At 54.7% G+C, this 19,020-nt stretch carries 20 protein-coding genes and 1 other RNA gene; 11 read left to right on the top strand and 10 right to left on the bottom strand.

Features of this window, described 5'->3' with window-relative positions; all coding sequences use genetic code 11:
- Positions 1-156 precede the first annotated feature (156 nt).
- From FCN80_RS26750 to FCN80_RS09395, 5 genes are all read left to right on the top strand, one after another.
- Complete coding sequence (locus tag FCN80_RS26750; RefSeq protein WP_230492580.1) at positions 157-525, top strand: hypothetical protein; 369 nt, start codon at positions 157-159, stop codon at positions 523-525.
- On the top strand, positions 512-778 hold the full coding sequence (locus tag FCN80_RS09410) for a hypothetical protein (RefSeq protein WP_136989905.1): 267 nt from the start codon (positions 512-514) through the stop codon (positions 776-778). The genes FCN80_RS26750 and FCN80_RS09410 overlap by 14 nt, the downstream gene beginning before the upstream one ends.
- A 138-nt stretch (positions 779-916) precedes the next feature.
- On the top strand, positions 917-1,129 hold the full coding sequence (locus FCN80_RS09405) for a helix-turn-helix transcriptional regulator (protein ID WP_136989904.1): 213 nt from the start codon (positions 917-919) through the stop codon (positions 1,127-1,129).
- Entirely contained in the window at positions 1,122-1,319 is a 198-nt protein-coding gene (locus FCN80_RS09400) for a hypothetical protein (protein ID WP_136989903.1), read from the top strand. The genes FCN80_RS09405 and FCN80_RS09400 overlap by 8 nt, the downstream gene beginning before the upstream one ends.
- A complete protein-coding gene (locus FCN80_RS09395; protein ID WP_136989902.1) occupies positions 1,319-4,177 on the top strand; it encodes a DUF927 domain-containing protein in 2,859 nt (952 codons plus the stop codon). Before FCN80_RS09400 ends, FCN80_RS09395 begins: the two co-directional genes overlap by 1 nt.
- Positions 4,178-4,192: 15 nt before the next feature.
- Here the strand turns inward: FCN80_RS09395 and FCN80_RS09390 are convergent, their stop codons facing one another.
- The 4 genes from FCN80_RS09390 to smpB all read right to left on the bottom strand — a co-directional run bounded on the left by FCN80_RS09390 (position 4,193) and on the right by smpB (position 7,519).
- Complete coding sequence (locus FCN80_RS09390; protein ID WP_136989901.1) at positions 4,193-4,942, bottom strand: hypothetical protein; 750 nt, start codon at positions 4,940-4,942, stop codon at positions 4,193-4,195.
- On the bottom strand, positions 4,932-6,212 hold the full coding sequence (locus FCN80_RS09385; RefSeq protein ID WP_136989900.1) for an integrase domain-containing protein: 1,281 nt from the start codon (positions 6,210-6,212) through the stop codon (positions 4,932-4,934). Before FCN80_RS09385 ends, FCN80_RS09390 begins: the two co-directional genes overlap by 11 nt.
- A 393-nt stretch (positions 6,213-6,605) precedes the next feature.
- Positions 6,606-6,990, bottom strand: a transfer-messenger RNA (tmRNA) gene (gene ssrA / locus FCN80_RS09380).
- A gap of 46 nt (positions 6,991-7,036) precedes the next feature.
- The gene (gene smpB, locus FCN80_RS09375; protein WP_136989899.1) at positions 7,037-7,519 is read right to left on the bottom strand and encodes an SsrA-binding protein SmpB; all 483 of its coding nucleotides are present in this window, start codon (positions 7,517-7,519) and stop codon (positions 7,037-7,039) included.
- 161 nt (positions 7,520-7,680) lie between these two features.
- Here smpB and FCN80_RS09370 point away from each other — a divergent pair, with 161 nt between their 5' ends.
- Both FCN80_RS09370 and FCN80_RS09365 read left to right on the top strand, forming a co-directional pair.
- Positions 7,681-8,115, top strand: a complete 435-nt coding sequence (locus tag FCN80_RS09370) for an SRPBCC family protein (RefSeq protein ID WP_136989898.1) — start codon at positions 7,681-7,683, stop codon at positions 8,113-8,115.
- Complete coding sequence (locus FCN80_RS09365; RefSeq protein WP_136989897.1) at positions 8,108-8,392, top strand: RnfH family protein; 285 nt, start codon at positions 8,108-8,110, stop codon at positions 8,390-8,392. Before FCN80_RS09370 ends, FCN80_RS09365 begins: the two co-directional genes overlap by 8 nt.
- A gap of 94 nt (positions 8,393-8,486) precedes the next feature.
- Here FCN80_RS09365 and bamE read toward each other — a convergent pair whose 3' ends face one another.
- From bamE to nadK, 3 genes are all read right to left on the bottom strand, one after another.
- Positions 8,487-8,831, bottom strand: a complete 345-nt coding sequence (gene bamE / locus FCN80_RS09360; protein WP_136989896.1) for an outer membrane protein assembly factor BamE — start codon at positions 8,829-8,831, stop codon at positions 8,487-8,489.
- Positions 8,832-8,944: 113 nt separating this feature from the next.
- Positions 8,945-10,606 carry a DNA repair protein RecN gene (gene recN, locus FCN80_RS09355; protein WP_136989895.1) on the bottom strand — a complete coding sequence of 554 codons (1,662 nt, stop codon included), beginning with the start codon at positions 10,604-10,606 and terminating at the stop codon, positions 8,945-8,947.
- 87 nt (positions 10,607-10,693) lie between these two features.
- Positions 10,694-11,572, bottom strand: coding sequence for an NAD(+) kinase (gene nadK, locus FCN80_RS09350; RefSeq protein WP_136989894.1), 879 nt, complete (start codon positions 11,570-11,572; stop codon positions 10,694-10,696).
- Positions 11,573-11,693: 121 nt separating this feature from the next.
- Here nadK and grpE point away from each other — a divergent pair, with 121 nt between their 5' ends.
- Entirely contained in the window at positions 11,694-12,287 is a 594-nt protein-coding gene (gene grpE / locus FCN80_RS09345; protein WP_230492579.1) for a nucleotide exchange factor GrpE, read from the top strand.
- A gap of 61 nt (positions 12,288-12,348) precedes the next feature.
- Here grpE and ung read toward each other — a convergent pair whose 3' ends face one another.
- The gene (ung, locus tag FCN80_RS09340) at positions 12,349-13,074 is read right to left on the bottom strand and encodes a uracil-DNA glycosylase (RefSeq protein WP_373880324.1); all 726 of its coding nucleotides are present in this window, start codon (positions 13,072-13,074) and stop codon (positions 12,349-12,351) included.
- Between the two features lie 328 nt (positions 13,075-13,402).
- On the opposite strand from ung, the gene grcA reads away from it, so the two are divergent.
- On the top strand, positions 13,403-13,786 hold the full coding sequence (gene grcA, locus FCN80_RS09335; RefSeq protein ID WP_136989892.1) for an autonomous glycyl radical cofactor GrcA: 384 nt from the start codon (positions 13,403-13,405) through the stop codon (positions 13,784-13,786).
- Positions 13,787-14,153: 367 nt separating this feature from the next.
- On the opposite strand, the gene srmB is transcribed toward grcA, so the two are convergent.
- Positions 14,154-15,497, bottom strand: coding sequence for an ATP-dependent RNA helicase SrmB (gene srmB, locus FCN80_RS09330; RefSeq protein ID WP_136989891.1), 1,344 nt, complete (start codon positions 15,495-15,497; stop codon positions 14,154-14,156).
- Between the two features lie 134 nt (positions 15,498-15,631).
- Here srmB and FCN80_RS09325 point away from each other — a divergent pair, with 134 nt between their 5' ends.
- Positions 15,632-16,375, top strand: a complete 744-nt coding sequence (locus FCN80_RS09325; protein ID WP_136989890.1) for a tRNA1(Val) (adenine(37)-N6)-methyltransferase — start codon at positions 15,632-15,634, stop codon at positions 16,373-16,375.
- Between the two features lie 52 nt (positions 16,376-16,427).
- Here FCN80_RS09325 and nadB read toward each other — a convergent pair whose 3' ends face one another.
- Positions 16,428-18,029: an L-aspartate oxidase gene (nadB, locus tag FCN80_RS09320; RefSeq protein WP_136989889.1), complete on the bottom strand. Its 1,602-nt coding sequence runs from the start codon at positions 18,027-18,029 to the stop codon at positions 16,428-16,430.
- Positions 18,030-18,434: 405 nt separating this feature from the next.
- On the opposite strand from nadB, the gene rpoE reads away from it, so the two are divergent.
- Positions 18,435-19,010, top strand: coding sequence for an RNA polymerase sigma factor RpoE (gene rpoE, locus FCN80_RS09315; RefSeq protein ID WP_136989888.1), 576 nt, complete (start codon positions 18,435-18,437; stop codon positions 19,008-19,010).
- Positions 19,011-19,020 lie beyond the last annotated feature (10 nt).

The following is a 19,020-nucleotide window of genomic DNA, read 5'->3' as shown; positions in this document are numbered from 1 at the left end:
GAAAAGCGCGTATTTTTAGTCATCCTGTTACCTCTCTCTCAAAGAGTTTAGTCTCCAGGATTCCCGGGGCGGTTCACCTCGCCAGTGCCGCAGCGTTTAATTTCTCCTTCCTCGGCCATACCGGAAATGTTACCTGCGAAGTGGTGGAGGTGCGCCATGCGTGATTTACCGCTTGATAACCCCGCGCTGGATACAGCCGCCAGCAAAGCGCACCAGGCAGAGATTATTCTTCGCCTTATGTCGCAGTATCCGAGCAATCTGGCGAACACCGAAACCGAAGCGCTGATCGGCGCGTGGAGTTTTCTTACATTCAGTATCCCGATGCCAGCCATGCGTAACTACTATGCAACCCCGGCTGATGCCATCAAGCCAATTGCCGCAGCACTGGAGGCGGCGCAGTACCTGTTTAACGACGAGTACGGCAAAGACCTTGCGCATGATCTGATCGCCTGGGCGCAGGAAACCGCAGTACGTTCAACCAACACACGGAACAAATCAGGGGAGGCCGACAATGGTAAAGCTTAAATCTCTGCGTTCCGGCAGGCCGGAAAGCCTCGCCGTTATTGGAATGGACATTTTCACCCATAAAAGCGAAGTGCGCCTGCTTGATAAGGCCAGCGGTGATCCTGAGGCAGAACAGGCGATAGTAGCGCTTTACGGTTGTGAACGGCTGGAGGATGGACGAATACAGGTGACAGACGCGGCTAATCGCCGCTTTCGTCGGGCTTTTGGCAAAACGGGTAAGCATAGTAAAACCGGAAGTAAAAGACGTAGATAGCCCCTCCCCGGTAACCCGCAAAAAATTACCAGTTCCAAATAACTATACAGCCTGCTTAAAGCAGGCTGATTTGTTTAGCGTTCGAATAGTTGTTTTATCACTCGCGTAGACACTTATTTCACGCACGAGGAGCACGCGATGGACGAGCAGGTATTAACTAAATACGAAGTCATGGCCGCATTGAAATATAAATCTGTGAGCGGTTTTTACACTTTCTGTAAGCGCACACCCGATTTCCCTAAAAGCTTCCCTTTAGGGTTGCGCCGTGTGGGGTGGGTTAAACGGGAAATTGATGCTTATATCGAAAAAAGAATGAATGAGCGTAATGCCGTGGAGGGGGATCATGACTAAAAGACGTTCTGGTCGTGTTGACCCTTCACGCATTGGCACGATGCAAAAATGCTATGCAGCAAAAGGAGATACTTTTTCCTGTGATTTATCCCGTGAAGTTGTTGTAGGCGATATGCGCTTTATTGATGAGGTATGGGCTAACCGCTCAGTAAGACGTCGAATTAAAGCGCTGGAGCGGGGTAAACGATAATGGCATCAATACGCTATTCCCGTGGTGTTAAACGCACCGCAAAAACCGTAGAGCAGCGCAGCGCCACCAGCGAAGACGAGTTTATTAATAAAATTCTGGCTGATGTGGCAAGCGCCAAATACCAGCAGTTCTTTTGTGCGCCGGTACGGAAAGGTGTACATCCGAAAGGTGCTAAAGAAACGGGCTATCAGGGTGAAAAATACTGGCGCTTGTCGGCTCACGTTGAACCGTGGCGGGTAGCGCGATTCGATTGTGATGGCTTCGACAGCCTACAGACTTTCGAAGCCCTGAAAGCTTACCTGCAAAAGTTTAAAGGTTTTCTGTATACCACCACCAATTACACGCCGACCACTCCCCGGTGTAGGTTCGTTATTTTGCTTGATAAGGAAGTTAACCGCGACGAAGGAAAGCGCGTATGCCAGGGCATAGCCGCAGAGATTGACAGTTATTTGCAGGACAGCGCCGATTTTATCGGTGACTGGCAACCCGTTATCCCATGGGATGAATCGGTGTATCTGGCCGAGCAGCAATGTTATATGCCAGTCGTTGATCCAACCGGGAACCTGAAAACGAAAACCGGGGAAAAGGTGACAGACGCTATTGCGCTGCGCTTTGACGGTGAACTTGCTAACGTGGCTCATTATCTGGCAATTGTACCGGAAGAACCAAAGCGCCAGCGGCGCAAAATTGATACCCCCGCAGACCAAACCGAAACACCAGAAGCCGATCCTACCACCAGCGAGTATTGGGCGTTATGGGAAGGTATTGACCAGCATACTATGGATGATTTGCGTAGCGCGTTGTTTTCGCCGGGCATGATAAAAATATCAGAAGGGCCACGTAAACCGTGGCAGGCAGTTATCGCCAGCCTTTGTTATCTCAAAGATACGCCTTTCGAAGATGCTGCTTACCAACTGGCGCTGGAATGGTCAGAGGCTGGCGGTGCAGCGTTTGATTTGGTGGTTTTTACTCAAACGTGGGAAACCTCCCGTGCAGACCTGACCAGCTACAAAGCGATCTTTGCCGATGCGCAGCGTAAGGGCTGGGAAAATCCTCAAGTGCTCCGTCCCTATCTTGAAAAGGAAAAAACAGGTTTTTACATGACCGGGGAAGGGCTGATGGAAAACTATATGTCCGGTAGCGGGAATTCAAAAGAAATTGCGGCCCGTAAAGTCTCCGCTGCGTTTGCCGTCCGTGGTCGTACCCGTGATGCTTACGGTGATAATTGGGGGCGGCTGGTGGAATTCCGCGATTTTGACGGCGAAACCAAGCACTATGTCGTCCCGGATGAACATTTGCATAAACAGGGTAGCGATGTTCCCCAGCGCCTGGCCGCGATGGGGCTGTGGATCAACAGTGGTATGGCAAAGTCTCTACTGACTTATCTTAACATTACTTCCGCGACCAGGCGTATTACCTGTACAGCAATAACGGGCTGGCACGAGAGTAAAGTTTTTGTACTGCCTGACCGATCCGTTGGTAAAGATGCTGATTCGGTGATGTATCAGCACAGGGGGCGGGATAAATGCCAACTGGCACAGGCCGGAACCCTGACCGAATGGCAGCAACAAATCGCGGCTAAATGCGCGGGTAACAGCCGTCTGGTGTTCTCTGTTTGCGTGGCGCTGGCAGCTCCGCTGATGGGCATAACGGGCATGGATGGTGGCGTATTCTCCCTCCTCGGCGCATCGACCAAAGGTAAGAGCACTGCGCAGCACGTAGCGGCTTCGGTATGGGGAAAAGGTACAACGTCCGGCGGTTATGTCAGAACGTGGAACACTTCGCTGGTGGGGCTGGAGGTGATGGCGACAACCCATAACGATCTGCCCCTGATACTGGACGAACTGAAAGCCGTATCGCCAAAAATTGTTGGCAGTACCGCTTATATGCTGGCGATGGGGCGTGGTAAGGAGCGCGGGACAAAAGATATTACTCTGCGCGAGGTGTTGCAGTGGCGTACTCTGGTGCTGGCCTCCAGTGAAAGGCCGTTCGACAGTTATCTTAAAGCGGCAGGTGAAACGGTGGAGGCAGGACAGCAGGCGCGTTTTGTCGATGTTCCCGCTATTGTCAGTGAATCAACCGGGCTGTTTGATACCCTCCACGGTTTTGAGCTTACAGAAGAATACTCAAAGCAGTTTGCCGATGGGCTTAACCGTTCGGCGGCGGCATACTACGGTACAGCGGGTATCGCCTGGCTGGAGTATATCACCCGTTCGATACGTTCAAAGCTGATTGCTTGCATGGATGAACTCCGTGAAACTTTCCGGCAGCAATACCGCCCACAGGATACCGGCGCACAACTGGACAGGGTTATGGAGCGTTTTACTCTCTGTGCGGTTGCCGGGGAAGTGGCAACAGCGGCGGGTATTACAGGCTGGCAGGAGGGCGAGGCGTTTAACGGTGTCGGTAGTTGTTTTCTGGCCTATGTCGCAGAGCGAGGGACGCTGCGCGATATGGAGGGTCTGAACGGCGTGGATCACCTTCGCCAGTATTTAAGCACCAACGGCCCGGTGAACTTTATGCGGTGCAGTTCTGACAGGGTCCGTGTTCATGATGGCTATATCGCTTTGCTGGATGGTGGAAGTGCCAGCCCACACTTTGACAACCTCGATATCAGCGCTTCTGAGCAGGAAAACGAAGGCGTAGCCGAATGCTACTGGATCATCCCAGAGGCCATGCAACGTATACTGGCGAATCATAACCGTGAAGCCACCCTGAATGCGCTGGAGGACATGGGGGCGCTTTTAAGCGAAAAGGATAAACATGGAAAAATTGACCATAACCCGCGCAAGAACGATCCGGTTTTTAACCATCGGCGGCGCTATTACCGTATAGTCGCAAACGCGCTATTTTCGTGACCTTCATCCCCGGAACTATGCCGGGGCGTTTCGGTTTTTCCTCTGCTGGCCGCTTACCATATCCCTCACCCACTTATAGATAGAGCCGCCCGGCGCAAGCCCGGCAGCTGCGGGTAAAATTTCTCTCCCCGGCGGGTGTAGTTTCTGGAATTCAGGCGTTTCTTTTGGGTATTTGGTAATAAAAGCACGATATTTATCGTCCACCAGCCCGGATAAAGCAGCCTTTGTTGGTTCGCTGCGTCCTTCACTTTTATGGCGCTGGATGATGTCCTTCGCCCATTCCATGCACTGGAGTTTTAGAGCACCGTTATATTTTCTGCTACGATTTTTCCCGCCTAATTGCCTGCGCTTTCTGGCCTCTTCGAGATTATCAAAACCAGACATAATCTCGGCTTCCCTGTAGGACCTTAACAGCGCTTTGCCGGAAAGGTGCGCCAGCGCCGCCAGAATGCCATTGTCGGGCGTTCTGAATGCACCAGACAGCGCAACGGCGGCTACAGCAAGATCCGTTGGAGAGGCCGCCACAGTCGTTATAAATTGCCATGTTTCGCTGGTGGGGGTGCCAAGCTCTCGTATGATTTCCGGGGAGGGGTAGATTAAGTCCAGCGCATCTACCGCACTTAGCGCTACGCAGATTTGCACATCGGTTAATGTCTGGACATGCTCAATACACCAACCGATAGGCTCGTCGTGCTGTTGTTCGTAACTATAAGCCGACAGCGCCATGTGAACGTTTTCCAGCGTGAAAATATCGTCACTGCACATCGTCGCCACCCACTACACGTAAATGGCGCAATGCCGCCCCTGCCATTTGATGGCCGCTGGCGGCGTTGTTGACGAACTCCCCCCACCAGTCCATCATTCCTCGGCGTTCTTCAAGATAAGTAGCGCGGTTATATGTTGCTCGATCCTGATTTTTATCTCCATGCGCCAGTACTGATTCAATAGCATCCGCGCGAAAGCCATGCTCATTCATAGCTGTACTGACGATAGAACGCATACCGTGAGCGGTGAGTATGTCCTGATAACCCATGCGCTTTAATGCAGCGTTTGCGCTCTGGCTGTGCATGTGTTTTTTGGGATTTTTTCGTCCGGGAAAGACAAATTCCCGATGGCCGCTTACAGGCTTCATCGCTTCCAGAATATCCATTGCCTGTGAACAAAGCGGCACCGAATGAGGGCGTTTCATTTTCATTGTATCGGCGGGAACGTCCCATTGCTTTTTCTTCCAGTCTATTTCGCTCCAGCGCACCATAACGGCTTCGCCTGGCCGAACGGCGGTAAGTAGCTGCCATTCGATCAGGAGGCGCGTAGCGCGTTCTATTTGAGCGATTGCCAGCGACTGCATAAGGCCGGGGAGGGCTTCAGGGCGAATTGTCGGATTCTTCTCTTTTCGCGGCACAGGCAATGCTTTTTTGACTGTGGTAAAAGGGTTGGCTTCGGCCACGCCGATATTCATAGCGTAATCCAGGATCTCTTTAGTACGTTGTGCAAGGCGGCGTGCTGTTTCCAGATTACCACGGGCAACGATCACATTGAGCACATCCAGCAGCGCAGGTGCTTTTAGCTGCGTTACAGGGATATGGCCTATGGCGGGGAAAATATCTTTTTCAAGGGAGCGCCACACATCCCCGGCGTAGTCTTCCGTGACGTTTTTACGCTTGTGCTCGATCCAGCGCATGGCGATAGCCTGTAACGTATTGCCGTGCTTCTCTCTCAGGGCGTTTGCATCGGCTTTGCGCTGTTCTACCGGATCGATGCCCTGAGAAAGTAGCGCTTTGGCCTCGTTCTTAACCTTTCGGGCATGCGCCAGACTCACAGCAGGAAACTCGCCCAGGCTCAACATAGTACGTTTACCGCTTACCGGCTTACGGTAGCGGAAATACCACACCCGGCTACCTGACGCTTTCGCCATAAGTTCCAGCCCGTCACCATCACGATAGGGGGTGTCCTGCTTTTTACCCGTGACCGGGTCTGTTTGGGCTTTGGCGTTTGCAACTTCGGTTGGGGTCAGTGGGGTAATGATCTTAGGCATGGTGCAGTCTCCGGGCGTACTGCCAAAAACCAGAACTGCATACTACCAGCCCCTGGTCGTCCGGTAATGGACACGGCCTGTCCCCGATTTTTCTGTCTGTGGACAGGGTCTTTTTGCCCTTTTTAGTAAGCAAAATCATTTGTTTACGTAATTATGGACAGCGGGACGGGCTGGACGCACCAAAAAAGCATACAGGAAATAGAAAACATGCTTTTTTTATGTAGTAAAGCATTTTTGCAGTACAGGTTAATCACTACCAAACATACTACCAAAGTTTGCGAGTTAAAATGATACTAAACGAACGCTAAAGGTATTAAAAAATCCCTAAATCATTATAATTTAGGGATTTTTATTTAAAATTCGATAGTAAGAGAATGCTATCGAATGCTTATGTGGTGGAGCTGGCGGGAGTTGAACCCGCGTCCGAAATACCTACGCCTTCGGCACTACATGCTTAGTCTCGCCATTACATTCGCCGGCCAGCTGCGGACGGACACGCTACTGACAAACTAGCCTGATGAGAGTTTAACGCTTCAACCTCAGGCAAGGCATCCACGCGAGCTCTATTGGGTTTGACCTCTCTTGATCCCCGTCCTAAGAGCGGAGGCTAGGGAGAGAGGGAACCTTCAGTTTTTTAGGCTGATATTAAGCTGCGAGAGCAGCAGGTTCGTATTGCGAGTCGTTTGCAATTATTTTTTTGAGGCTGTTTTACGAGGCCTACCTCACCTCGGCATGCACCTTGGGTTTCGTGAATCCCGTCGAATCCAGAATCAGCCCCAGGTAATTCATGTAATTATAACAAAACCCTCATCTGCGCGCAAACCCTAACGGCTGGCGTGCTTCATGATGCGCGACTTATCCATCTGCCATTCGCGCTCCTTGATGTCGGAGCGTTTGTCGTATTCCTTTTTACCTTTGGCCACGCCAATCTTGACCTTGCACCAGGCGTTCTTCCAGTAAAGCGACAAGGCCACAACCGTATAACCCTCGCGGTTGACCCGGCCAAACAGCGTGCCGAGTTCCCGCTGATTGAGCAGCAGTTTGCGGGTTCGCATCGGATCGCACACCACATGGGTGGACGCACCGGACAACGGTGTGAACGTGGCGCCGAACAGGAAGGCCTCGCCGTCTTTAAGCAGTACATAGCTGTCGCTGATGTTGGCTTTGCCGGCACGGAGCGATTTGACTTCCCATCCCTGTAACGCGAGTCCGGCCTCAAACTCATCCTCGATGAAATATTCATGTCGGGCGCGTTTATTCAGCGCAATGGTGGCGGAACCGGGTTTATAAGCTTTTTTCTTCGTCATAATACTAAATATTATACTGTTTTTCGTGGGGGAGATAAATGCCTTCCCTACTGACCGGCGGTAAATCGCACGGATTTGTGCGGCTTGGCCGGTAACGGATTTTTTGTTTCGGAGCAAATAAATGTTAATATTAATGTGTTAGTGACTTGACAGGAAATACTATGCCACACATTAGTCGATCCGCCTTAGTGCCCTACAGCGTGGAAAAAATGTTCGCGCTGGTCAATGACATTCGCCGCTACCCGGAGTTCATTCCTGGATGCACCGGTAGCCGTGTTCTGGGCAAAGAAGGCAACGAGCTAACGGCCGAGATGGATGTGTCCAAGGCGGGTATCAGCAAGACGCTTGTCACCCGCAATGTGATAACCGATAACCAGAGCATCGTCATGCGTCTGGTGGAAGGGCCGTTTCGCACCTTCTCGGGCGGTTGGCGTTTTACCACCCTGAGTCCCGATGCCTGCAAGGTCGAGTTCGAACTGAGTTTTGAGTTCAAAAGCAAATTAATTGAATTGGCCTTCGGCCGTATCTTCAAGGAAATGACCAACGGCATGGTGCAGGCGTTCACTCAGCGGGCTAAAGAGGTCTACAGTGCCTGAGATCCGGGTGGCGGTGGCTTACGCCCTGCCCGAACGCCAATATCTTCGGAATATCACCCTGCCGGAAGGCAGCACGGTACGGCAGGCCATTGATGCTTCCGGTATTCTTGAGCTGCGCGGCGATATCCATCTTGACCAAAATCAGGTGGGCATTTTCAGCAAGGTCGTCTCGCTGGAGACGACCTTGCACGATGGCGATCGGGTGGAGATTTACCGGCCTTTGCTGGTGGATCCTAAAGAACTGCGCCGCCGTCGCGCTGAACGTGTCAGAAAGTAATCCTCCTGCGCCCGCCGGGTTCGGCGCCATCTGACGGCTTCCTTGACCGATTCCCATTTTAAGCGTCCGCCCGCCGCGCTGCCCGGCGGTCAAGTCAACTGGCGCTTTCCAGCGTCGGGCGATTATCAATATGCGTCAGAACACCACTGTTATCAAAGGTCAGAGTCAGGGTCTGCTGTGTAACCGGCTCATGGCCGGGTTGGCGACGGAAGACATAGAACCAGGTATTGCTGCCGAACGGGTCATGCAGCATCGGCGTGCCTAACGTATAAGCCACCTGCTGCTTGGTCATGCCGGTATGGAGCTTCGCCACGTCTGCCGCGCTCAGGTAATTTCCCTGGTTGATATCCGGGCGGTAGACCAGTCTTTCCAGCGTAGAGCAACCGGTGGTTGACATCAGAAGAACGACGGCAGCGGCAGTCAACGTCTTACAGCTCATAATAATCTCATTCCTTTTGGGCATAGGATGCCGATGATAATAGACCTTGCCGGCATTGGGAACCTCTTGAGGGCTCATCTATGACCGCGGGAACGTAAAAAAGTTGGGCTTTTCTATGCCGCGAGCAATTCTTTCGCATTCGCCAGCGTATTTTTCGTCACCTCGCTGCCGCCCAGCAACCGCGCCAGTTCCTGCAACCGCGATTTTTTATCCAAAGCGCGCATCTGGGTTTCCGTCTCGTTGCCGTCAGTGTATTTTGTGACGAAAAAGTGATGGTGGCCCGAGCCGGCGACCTGTGGCAAATGGGTGACGCACATCACTTGGGTGGACTCGCCCAATTGACGCAGCATTTTACCCACAATCGCGGCGGTAGGGCCACTAATGCCGACATCGACTTCATCAAAAATCAACGCGGGGGTTTCCATCTTGCGGGCGGCGATAAGCTGTATGACAAGGGCAATGCGTGACAATTCGCCGCCGGACGCCACCTTCGCCAGAGGTTGAAGCGGTTGCCCGGGGTTGGTGGTGACCAGAAACTCGATGCGATCAGCCCCTTCCGCGCTAAGTTGTTGCGCATCGAAATGCACGTCGATGACCAGTTTGCCATGCGGCAGCGATAAATCCCGAATGCCGCGGGTAATGAGTTCGGCCAGCTCGTCGGCATGCGCCTGTCGCTTATCGTGCAGCTCGCCGGCGATATGCAGTGCCTGGCGATGCTGGCGCTCCACGGTGTCGGCCAGGGCCTGGGCGTCCTCATCCTGCCGTTCGGTCTGCCGCTGTTCCTGTAGCAGGCGTTGATGCAGTAAGGGCAACTCTTCCGGCGGCACATGATGCTTGCGCGCCAGGTTCATATACCGGGACAATCGCTGTTCCAGCTCGAACAGCCGTCCCGGATCCAAATCGATATTCTCACCGTAATGGCGCAATTCGTCGCCGGCCTCGGTCAACTGGATGGACGCCTCCTCCAGCAGATTCAGGATAGGGGACAGGGCGGCATCCATACCGGCCAGCTCGCCGACGCGCTGCTTGACGCTATACAACATGCCGAGCAGGTTTTGTTCTTCGCCCTCGCTAAGGATTTCCAGCGCCTCGCGGGTAGTGGCGATCAACTGTCCGCTATTGGCGAGCCGCTGGTATTCCTGCTCCATTTGCTGATATTCGTCGGCGACCGGCTGTAAATCGTTAAGTTCTTTTAATTGATACTGTAATAGCTCGCCCCGTGCCTGGCGGTCGGCGGCATTTTGCCGGAACGCGGCCAGCGCCAGGCAGCTCTCGTGCCATTGCCGATAGGCGTCATCCATGGCGCGGTATAGGGTTGCGTCGTCGGCATAGGCATCGAGCAAAAATTTCTGATGCTCCGGACGCAACAGCATCTGGTGGGCATGCTGCCCGTGAATTTGAATTAAATGCTGCCCCAGCTCGCGCAATTGCGATACCGGTACCGCGACGCCATTGATAAACCCGCGGGACCGGCCATCGTGGCCGATGACCCGGCGCAACAGGCATTCGCCGCCGTTATCCAATTCGTTTTCCGTTAGCCAGCGGGCCGCCCGCGGGGTATCCGCCAGGGAAAAAGTGGCGCAGATATCGGCCCGCGCCGCGCCGGGCCGTACCATGGCGGCCTCGGAACGGTTGCCCAGACAGAGACCCAACGCATCGATGGCGATGGATTTGCCCGCGCCGGTCTCGCCGGTTATCACACTCATGCCCGCATGAAAATCGATGGACAACTCACGCACGATGGCGAAATTAGCAATGGTCAATTGAGACAGCATGGGAGGTTACCTGTATAAATCGACATGGCTGGAATAAAATCCAGTATAAACTGGTTTTTTATACAGTAAAGAGCCGCGCGGCTTTTTTTAGAACAATTTTTTCGACCAGCCCAATTTCGAGCTTAATGTATTGAAATAGTTGTAATCGTGCGGATGCACCAGATCAAGATGGTAATCGCTGCGGCGGATAAAAATCTCCTCGCCTTCCTGGATGGGCAGGGCTATCTGGCTGTCGCAGCTGATTTCCAGTTCGCTGCTGATCTGCGAGAACTTGAGCCGGATGGTACTGCTGCCGTTGATGACCAAAGGCCGCGAGGAAAGGGTATGGGGAAACATCGGCACCAGCACGATGGCATCCAGCGGCGGGGTCAGGATTGGTCCGCCGGCCGAGAGGGAATAGGCGGTGGAGCCCGTGGGCGTGGCGATGATCAATCCATCGGATCGCTGCGAGAAAGCGAAACTGTCATCGATATAAACCTCGAATTCAATCATGTGCGCGACTTTGCCCGGATGCAGCACCACTTCGTTAATGGCGGTGCTCAGCCGCCCGCACTGATTGTCGCGGCAGACCTGCGCCTCCAGCAGAAAACGCGTTTCGCAGCGGTAAGCGCCGGCCAGTACGTCGGACAATTGTTGCAAAGCCGAATCCGGATCGAGGTCGGTGAGAAACCCCAGATTGCCTCGGTTAATGCCGATCACCTTGGTGTCGTAGCGCGCCAGAATCCGGGCCGCGCCCAGCATATTGCCGTCGCCGCCCACCACCACCGCCAGATCGGCCAGCCGGCCGATATCCGCCAGGCTGCCGGTATCGGCGTCGCGTAAATTCAAATCCCGGGCGATTTGATGTTCGATAATGACATTGTGTCCCTTCGCCAGTAACCAATGATAAAGCATTTCATGCGTGGCGAGCGCGTTAGGATGGCGCGGGTGGCCGACGATACCAATGCTTTGAAAGGGTGTATTCATGTTATTGCTTTTCCTCGCCATGTTGCGCTGACTACATTATGCGTCATCCCTTGAATCCCCGCTATTCATCCCCATAATATGCGAAGTGGCAAGTTACCAAGGCTAAAACGCGGAGAAACTCATGATGAGTAGTAAAGAACAGAAGACCCCTGACGAGCAAGTCTCACCGGAAATCGATATGGAACCTGGGCGGGAAGAAGAGGAAGCGTTACCCGAGACGGCAGAAGTCGTGGATCCGCGCGATGAGCAGATCGCTGTTCTGCAAGCCAAACTGGATGAACTGCAACAACGGGAACGTGACAGTCTGCTGCGCGCCAAAGCGGAACTGGAAAATGTGCGGCGCCGCGCCGAGATGGATGTGGAGAAAGCGCATAAATTCGCCCTGGAGAAGTTTTCCGGTGAATTATTGCCGGTGATCGATAATCTGGAGCGCGGGTTGGATAACGTCGACCGTGCCAATGAAGCGCTGGCTCCGCTTATCGAAGGTGTGGAACTGACGCTGAAATCGTTGCTGGACGTGGTGCGCAAATTCGGCATCGACGTCGTCGGCGAGACCCATGTGCCGTTCGATCCTGCCGTGCATCAAGCCATGACGTTGCTGGAAACCGAGGAGTTCGAACCCAACCAGGTCATGATGGTGATGCAAAAAGGCTATACCTTAAACGGCCGTCTGCTGCGCCCCGCCATGGTTGCGGTATCCAAAGCGCGCGGTTGATTTTCGCGGCTTTCCGGCGTGAATGCGGTTTTGCGCCCTAAGCGCCCGTCCGGCAAGGTTGTTATTGCATGGGGGCGCGGGGTCTGTCGGTTTGCGCGGCCGGCAGCCGGGGTTGCCAGTCGATGGGCGCCAGGCCCTGCTGCGTCAGAAAAGCGTTGGTTTTGGAAAAATGCCGGCAGCCCAGAAAGCCGCGATGCGCCGATAGCGGCGAGGGATGCGGCGCTTTGAGCACATGGTGCCGACGCGGATCGATGATCCCGCCCTTTTTTTGCGCATGAGATCCCCACAAGAGAAATACAATCCCTTCCCGGCATTGATTAAGCACTTCGATCACCTTATCAGTGAACGTCTCCCAACCCAGGCTGGCGTGGGAATGGGCGTGACCCGCTTCCACGGTCAGCACGGTGTTGAGCAGGAGCACGCCCTGTTCGGCCCAGCTTTGCAGGCAACCGTGCTCCGGCGGTCTAAAGCCGGGTATGTCATCAGCCAATTCCTTAAAGATGTTCACCAGCGAGGGCGGGGCGGGCACGCCCGGCCGGACTGAAAAAGACAGTCCGTGGGCCTGATTGGGACCATGATAGGGATCCTGGCCAAGGATAACGACTTTGACCGCCGAGAGTTCAGTATAGCGAAACGCATTGAAAACGTCATGCTGCGGGGGATACACGGTTTTCCCCGCCGCTCTTTCTCTGGCCACGAACGCCAGCGTTTGCTGAAAGTAGGATTTGGTTTTTTCTTCGGCGAGGGTATCTCGCCAGGTCGGACTTGCGGTCATTTTACACTCCATGTTGAACTTGCCTTGCGCGATAGCTTACCGGGTATCGGTCCGGGGGGGAACGTTTTCCGTCGGAAGGCGATAGGCAAAATTTTTGATAATTTTTAAAATAAATTTTAAATAAATGATGCGAGAATAATTTGGAAAATTGATATAAAACAAAAACATGTCTTTTTGAGAAATGAGTTATTTTGGTTAAAATTGATTTAAATCAAGGTTTGGCGACGGACTGGGTGGTATATAATCCCCATGACAAATTGGTTTTACCAAATGTCCACAGACCCCTAACAAGTGACGGACATGATTTGGCAGCGTTTAGGCCACACCGAGGAGGAATTTCATGATTATCGGAACCCAAATTACCCAGGCTGATAACAAGGCATTGATCAATTCATTCTGGTTGCTGGACAACAATATTGAACAGGCTCGCTGCCTGTGCGCCGTGGCCGGCTATGCCGATGACCAGGTTGTGGCGCTGAGTGAACTTGGCAATATCGAATATCGCCAGATCCCCCTGGAAAACAAGGAGATCGTGCAAGTGGAAGGCGGCCAGCATTTGAACGTCAATGTTCTGACCCGCGAAACCTTGGAAGACGCTATCGCCAATCCGGATAAGTATCCGCAATTGACCATCCGCGTGTCGGGCTATGCCGTGCGTTTCAATTCCCTTACGCCCGAACAGCAACGCGACGTGATCAGCCGGACGTTCACATCCTCTCTATAATTGTCGGTGCGGTATGTAAAAGGGGCCTAGGCCCCTTTTTTTGCGATCGTCTAATTAACCATCAATTAACAAATAATCTATTAATCAGGTAATTATATTTTATTTTGAGGCCGCCGGCTTGCCGGCGGCGCGGCGAATGTTCCTGGGCGATGTTATTTTGCACAAAACCCCGTTGAGATCATTTTACAGTTAATATATTGATTTTCAGCAAAAAAAAAGCGGTTATCCGGCTGACTTAACGGGCGGGCCCGGCTAAATTCCTGGAAAAAAAGCAAAGCGAAGGGCAACGGCACAAAACGGCTAAAAGAGAGAGGTTCTCATTACGGAAAGCCGTCGGAAACGGCGGCTTTTCCTCTACGGCGCTGAATTATTCATCACTGGTCGGGGGAACGCCCGCCGTCGGGCCGTCATTATGGCTGGGGGTCCGGCGCTTGCCGATATTCCGCTTATCCCGTAACCGTACTTTGGTCTTTTCCTTGGCTTTTTGCTGCTTTTTCTGCGCTTGCCGTTTCGCCAGCACTTTTTTTGACGGCTTCCCCGTGGCTTTGGCGGACGGCGCGTGGGTCGTCGGGCGCAGCCCGTCGATGATCCGGGCTTTCAGCGGCTCATTCAGATAGCGGCTGATTTTCCCCAAAAGTAAATGATCGTGGGCTTCAACCAGGGAAATGGCCGACCCTTTACGCCCGGCGCGGGCAGTGCGGCCAATACGATGCAGATAAACGTCGGCGGTGCCGGGCAAATCGAAATTAACGACATGGCTGATATCGTCGATATCCAGGCCGCGCGCGGCCACATCGGTGGCGATCAGCACCCGGACCCGGCCGTCCGACAAGCGCTTAATGGCCTCGTTGCGCTTGGCCTGCACCATTTCGCCTTCCAGATGGCAGGACGCAATGCCGGCCTCATGCAACCAGCCGGCCACCTCATGCACCCGTTCCCGTTTACGGACGAACACGATGCTTTTGGTGACGTCGGGTTGTTGCAGAATATGGCGCAGTAAAGCGGTTTTGTGCTCCAGATTATCCGCGCGGTAATACCATTGAAGAATTTTTTTGCGCTCCCGCCGGGACGGCGTGGCGTCGATTTCCACCGGGTCGTTGAGCAGGCGCTCGGCGAAATCCTTGACCGCGTTGCCCTCAAGCGTGGCGGAAAACAACGAAGTCTGTTTACGCCAGCGGGTTTCGGCGGCGATACATTCCACATCCTGGGCGAAACCCATATCCAGCATGCGGTCCGCTTCATCCAGAATCAGGGTTTCCACCGCGCGGCAGTCGAAATTTTCTTCCCGGATGTATTGCAGCAGCCGGCCGGTGGTGGCGACCACGATATCCTGGTTTTCGCTAAAGACCTCGGCATGATTCATGTACGCGACGCCGCCGGTTATCGTGGCGACATCCAGGCGGGTATGGGCCGCCAGCGCCTTGGCCTGTATGGCTACCTGCATGGCCAGCTCACGGGTAGGCGTGATAATCAGGATTCGCGGCGGCCCCGGCTTGCGGCGGGGGAAATCGAGCAGATGTTGCAGCGCCGGCAGCAGATAAGCGGCGGTTTTCCCCGTCCCGGTAGGCGCCGAACCCAAAACGTCCCGGCCTTCCATGGCGGGCGGAATCGCCTCGATCTGGATGGCGGTGGGGCGTTCGTAGCCTTTGTCGGCCAGGGCGGCAAGCAGGCTTTCGTGTAAGTCGAGATCGGAAAATTGGGTCACAGTCATGGTCTACCTCTGGTTGGGGCGCAGATTATAGACGGATCCCGCCCATTGTTCATCTGTTTCCGTCTGAAAGCCGCTTTTACCCGCAACGGTTTTTGACATAAAGTATGTCTCCGGATCGGACGGAGCGAACGACGATGGCCACGCAGAGCCGCAAAGCGGATTTACGCCGGGACGGATTTACCTTTCGACAATTTTTTGTCGCCCATGATCGCTGCGCCATGAAGGTGGGCACCGACGGGGTGTTGCTGGGCGCCTGGGCGCCGCTTATCGCCTCCGGGCGCATTCTGGATATCGGCGCCGGTTGCGGTCTCATCGCCCTGATGCTGGCCCAGCGGACGCCGTCCGACGTCATGATCGACGCGCTGGAGCTGGACGGCGATGCCGCCGCCCAGGCGGCGGAGAACTGCGGCGCCAGCCCCTGGCGCGATCGATTGCGGGTCATCGGCGCCGATATTCTGGACTACGCCGTCGCCGCGGCCACCCGCTATGATCTTATTGTCAGCAACCCGCCGTATTTCCCGTCCGGAGTGCCATGCCGCGATACCGGCCGCGATCGGGCCCGCTATACCGTGACGCTGGGCCACGAACCCTTGCTGGCGGCCGCCAGGCGGGTAGCGACGCCGCGGGGCCGGCTCGCCCTGGTACTGCCGTACCATCTCGCCGGACGACTGGCCGCCGCCGCGCCGGCGGGCGGGTGGTTTTTGCGCCGCCGGTGCGACGTGGCCGATTCGCCTGGCAAACCGCCCCACCGCAGCCTGCTGGAATTTTCTTGCGCGGCGGGGACGTGCGCATATTCCACCTTAAGCCTGCGTGGAAATGATCGGGCGTATACGCCGGAATATCGCGCGCTGACCCGGGAGTTTTATCTGGGATCCTGACCGGCTGGCGCAACGGCGCGGCGTGTGGGCCGCGCCACCCGGCACCGGACCGTCAGGGCTGAAGAATGGTGGGCTGCGGATCGCTGAGCATGTCTGGATAATCCAAGGTGTAGTGCAAGCCGCGGCTTTCCTTGCGGGACAAGGCGCTGCGGACAATCAGCTCGGCGACCTGGATCAGGTTTCGGACTTCCAGCAGGTTATTGGAGATACGGAAGTTGGAATAGTATTCATCTATCTCCCTTTGCAACAGGTTGATCCGGTGCATCGCCCGTTCCAGCCGCTTGGTGGTGCGGACAATGCCGACATAGTCCCACATAAACAGCCTTAGCTCATGCCAGTTATGCTGTAACACCACTTCTTCGTCGGAATTGCTGACCCGGCTTTCGTCCCAGGGCGGCAGGGATTTAGCCAGTTTGATGGCCGGCATGCGCTTGAGTATATCCTCGGCGGCCGACCAGCCGTAGACCAGGCATTCGAGCAGCGAATTAGAGGCAAGGCGGTTGGCGCCGTGCAACCCGGTATAGCTGACCTCGCCGATGGCGTACAGGCCGTCGAGATCGGTGCGCCCGTGCTGATCCACCATGACGCCGCCGCAGGTGTAATGGGCGGCCGGAACAATGGGTATTGCCTGTTTGGTCAGGTCGATATCCAGCGTCAGCAGCTTCTGATAAATCATCGGGAAATGGTGCTCGATGAAATCCGCCGGTTTATGGCTGATATCCAGGTACATGCAGTCGACGCCGAGACGTTTCATCTCGTGATCGATGGCGCGGGCCACGATATCGCGCGGCGCCAGCTCGCCCCGTTCGTCGAAATCCGGCATAAACCGGGTACCGTCGGGGCGCTTGAGCAATGCCCCCTCGCCGCGCAACGCCTCGGTCAGCAGGAAATTGCGCGCCTGGGGATGGTACAGGCAGGTGGGATGAAACTGGTTGAATTCCAGGTTGGCCACCCGGCACCCGGCCCGCCAGGCCATGGCGATACCGTCGCCGGAGGAGATATCGGGATTGGTGGTGTATTGGTAGACCTTGGCCGCGCCGCCGGTGGCCAGCACCACCGCTTTGGCCCGGCAGGTTTCCACCCGTTCCTTTTCACGGTTCCAGATGTAAGCGCCCACCACCCGTCGGGTCCCCGGCAGCCCAATCTTGTTGGAGCTGATCAGATCCACCGCGTTGCAACGCTCCATGATATGGATGTTGGCATGATTGACGGCCTTGGCGACCAGCGTGGTTTCCACTTCCCGGCCCGTGGCGTCCGCGGCGTGCAAAATGCGCCGGTGGCTGTGGCCGCCCTCGCGCGTCAGGTGATAGCGATCGGGGGTGGGCTGACTGCTTTCGGTATCAAACAGCATGCCCTGATCGATAAGCCATTGGACGCAATGGCGCGCGTTGCCGGCGATGAATTCCACTGCGTCGCGATCGCACAGGCCCGCGCCGGCGATAAGCGTGTCCTCGACATGGGAGGCGACGCTGTCGGTTTCATCGAACGCCGCGGCTATCCCCCCTTGGGCGTAATAGGTCGACCCTTCGCTGACAGGCCCTTTGCTTAACACCAATACCCGGCAATGCTCCGCCAGACGCAGCGCCAGGGAGAGGCCCGCGGCGCCGCTGCCAATGACCAGCACATCGGTGACATGTTCGGTTGAAGGTTGCATTTAAACGGTGGTTACCATAAGAGAAATGACAGTTTTCTCATGGTATCACTCAAAGCCATGTCGCTGAATCGTTAATTGCTGCTATTTTACCCAGATATATTTTGTCGTTGTCTGCTGACAGCCGGGCGAATACCGGGTAACCTGCGCTGGCGGCCGACAGCGTAGGGGATTCACCGGATTTCACAGGAATCTGACGCTGTTCGCCCGTTTTCGTGATAGTCTGGCTCTCGTTGCGGCCGGGATCCGGATTAGTGATAAACGTCTCCCATTCATTAAAAAAATTCAGGCGGGACGGAACTTTATGATTAGCATAAACTCCAAGCGGGAGCTTGCTCGTGTTATTGGTTTAGTGGCTGGCGGTACTATTTTTCGCGTGGAGATAAATTTGGGGAGAATTTACCTCGGATGAGCGAGCAGTTAACGGATCAGGTGCTGGTTGAACGGGTCCAGAAAGGAGATCAAAAGGCGTTCAATTTACTGGTCGTTCGTTACCAGCATAAAGTGGCGAGCCTGGTCTCCCGTTATGTTCCCCAGGGGGATGTGCCGGATGTGGCCCAGGAGTCGTTTATCAAGGCTTATCGCGCGCTGGATTCGTTTCGCGGGGACAGCGCCTTTTATACTTGGCTTTATCGGATAGCCGTCAATACGGCAAAAAATTATCTGGTGGCTCAGGGGCGCCGTCCGCCGGCAAACGATGTGGATGCCAATGATGCGGAAAACTACGAAAGCGCCGGCGCGTTGAAAGAAATTTCGAACCCTGAGAATTTAATGTTGTCAGATGAATTGCGAAAGATAGTGTTTCGCACTATAGAGGGCCTTCCCGAGGATTTGCGTATGGCCATCACGCTTCGGGAACTGGATGGGTTAAGCTACGAAGAAATAGCCGCCATCATGGATTGCCCGGTGGGAACGGTAAGATCGCGGATTTTCCGCGCACGCGAAGCTATAGATAATAAAATTCAACCGCTGATACAGCGATAATGGCGGCGGC

Origin of the sequence: Martelella alba (assembly GCF_005217455.1) — a bacterium.
In the GTDB taxonomy this organism is placed as follows: domain Bacteria; phylum Pseudomonadota; class Gammaproteobacteria; order Enterobacterales; family Enterobacteriaceae; genus Acerihabitans.
Note: the sequence above shows the minus strand (reverse complement) of the source record. Positions and strands in the feature narration are given on the sequence as shown.

Excerpts from the sequence above, each read along its gene's own strand:
- nadK (WP_136989894.1), bottom strand. The coding sequence starts at position 11,572 with ATGAATACACCCTTTCAAAGCATTGGTATCGTCGGCCACCCGCGCCAT.
- FCN80_RS09385 (WP_136989900.1), bottom strand. The coding sequence starts at position 6,212 with ATGCCTAAGATCATTACCCCACTGACCCCAACCGAAGTTGCAAACGCC.
- grpE (WP_230492579.1), top strand. The coding sequence starts at position 11,694 with ATGATGAGTAGTAAAGAACAGAAGACCCCTGACGAGCAAGTCTCACCG.
- FCN80_RS09370 (WP_136989898.1), top strand. The coding sequence starts at position 7,681 with ATGCCACACATTAGTCGATCCGCCTTAGTGCCCTACAGCGTGGAAAAA.
- FCN80_RS09390 (WP_136989901.1), bottom strand. The coding sequence starts at position 4,942 with ATGTGCAGTGACGATATTTTCACGCTGGAAAACGTTCACATGGCGCTG.
- FCN80_RS09405 (WP_136989904.1), top strand. The coding sequence starts at position 917 with ATGGACGAGCAGGTATTAACTAAATACGAAGTCATGGCCGCATTGAAA.
- ung (WP_373880324.1), bottom strand. The coding sequence starts at position 13,074 with ATGGAGTGTAAAATGACCGCAAGTCCGACCTGGCGAGATACCCTCGCC.
- recN (WP_136989895.1), bottom strand. The coding sequence starts at position 10,606 with ATGCTGTCTCAATTGACCATTGCTAATTTCGCCATCGTGCGTGAGTTG.
- bamE (WP_136989896.1), bottom strand. The coding sequence starts at position 8,831 with ATGAGCTGTAAGACGTTGACTGCCGCTGCCGTCGTTCTTCTGATGTCA.
- FCN80_RS09400 (WP_136989903.1), top strand. The coding sequence starts at position 1,122 with ATGACTAAAAGACGTTCTGGTCGTGTTGACCCTTCACGCATTGGCACG.
- srmB (WP_136989891.1), bottom strand. The coding sequence starts at position 15,497 with ATGACTGTGACCCAATTTTCCGATCTCGACTTACACGAAAGCCTGCTT.
- FCN80_RS26750 (WP_230492580.1), top strand. The coding sequence starts at position 157 with ATGCGTGATTTACCGCTTGATAACCCCGCGCTGGATACAGCCGCCAGC.
- FCN80_RS09325 (WP_136989890.1), top strand. The coding sequence starts at position 15,632 with ATGGCCACGCAGAGCCGCAAAGCGGATTTACGCCGGGACGGATTTACC.
- grcA (WP_136989892.1), top strand. The coding sequence starts at position 13,403 with ATGATTATCGGAACCCAAATTACCCAGGCTGATAACAAGGCATTGATC.
- nadB (WP_136989889.1), bottom strand. The coding sequence starts at position 18,029 with ATGCAACCTTCAACCGAACATGTCACCGATGTGCTGGTCATTGGCAGC.
- FCN80_RS09395 (WP_136989902.1), top strand. The coding sequence starts at position 1,319 with ATGGCATCAATACGCTATTCCCGTGGTGTTAAACGCACCGCAAAAACC.
- smpB (WP_136989899.1), bottom strand. The coding sequence starts at position 7,519 with ATGACGAAGAAAAAAGCTTATAAACCCGGTTCCGCCACCATTGCGCTG.
- rpoE (WP_136989888.1), top strand. The coding sequence starts at position 18,435 with ATGAGCGAGCAGTTAACGGATCAGGTGCTGGTTGAACGGGTCCAGAAA.
- FCN80_RS09410 (WP_136989905.1), top strand. The coding sequence starts at position 512 with ATGGTAAAGCTTAAATCTCTGCGTTCCGGCAGGCCGGAAAGCCTCGCC.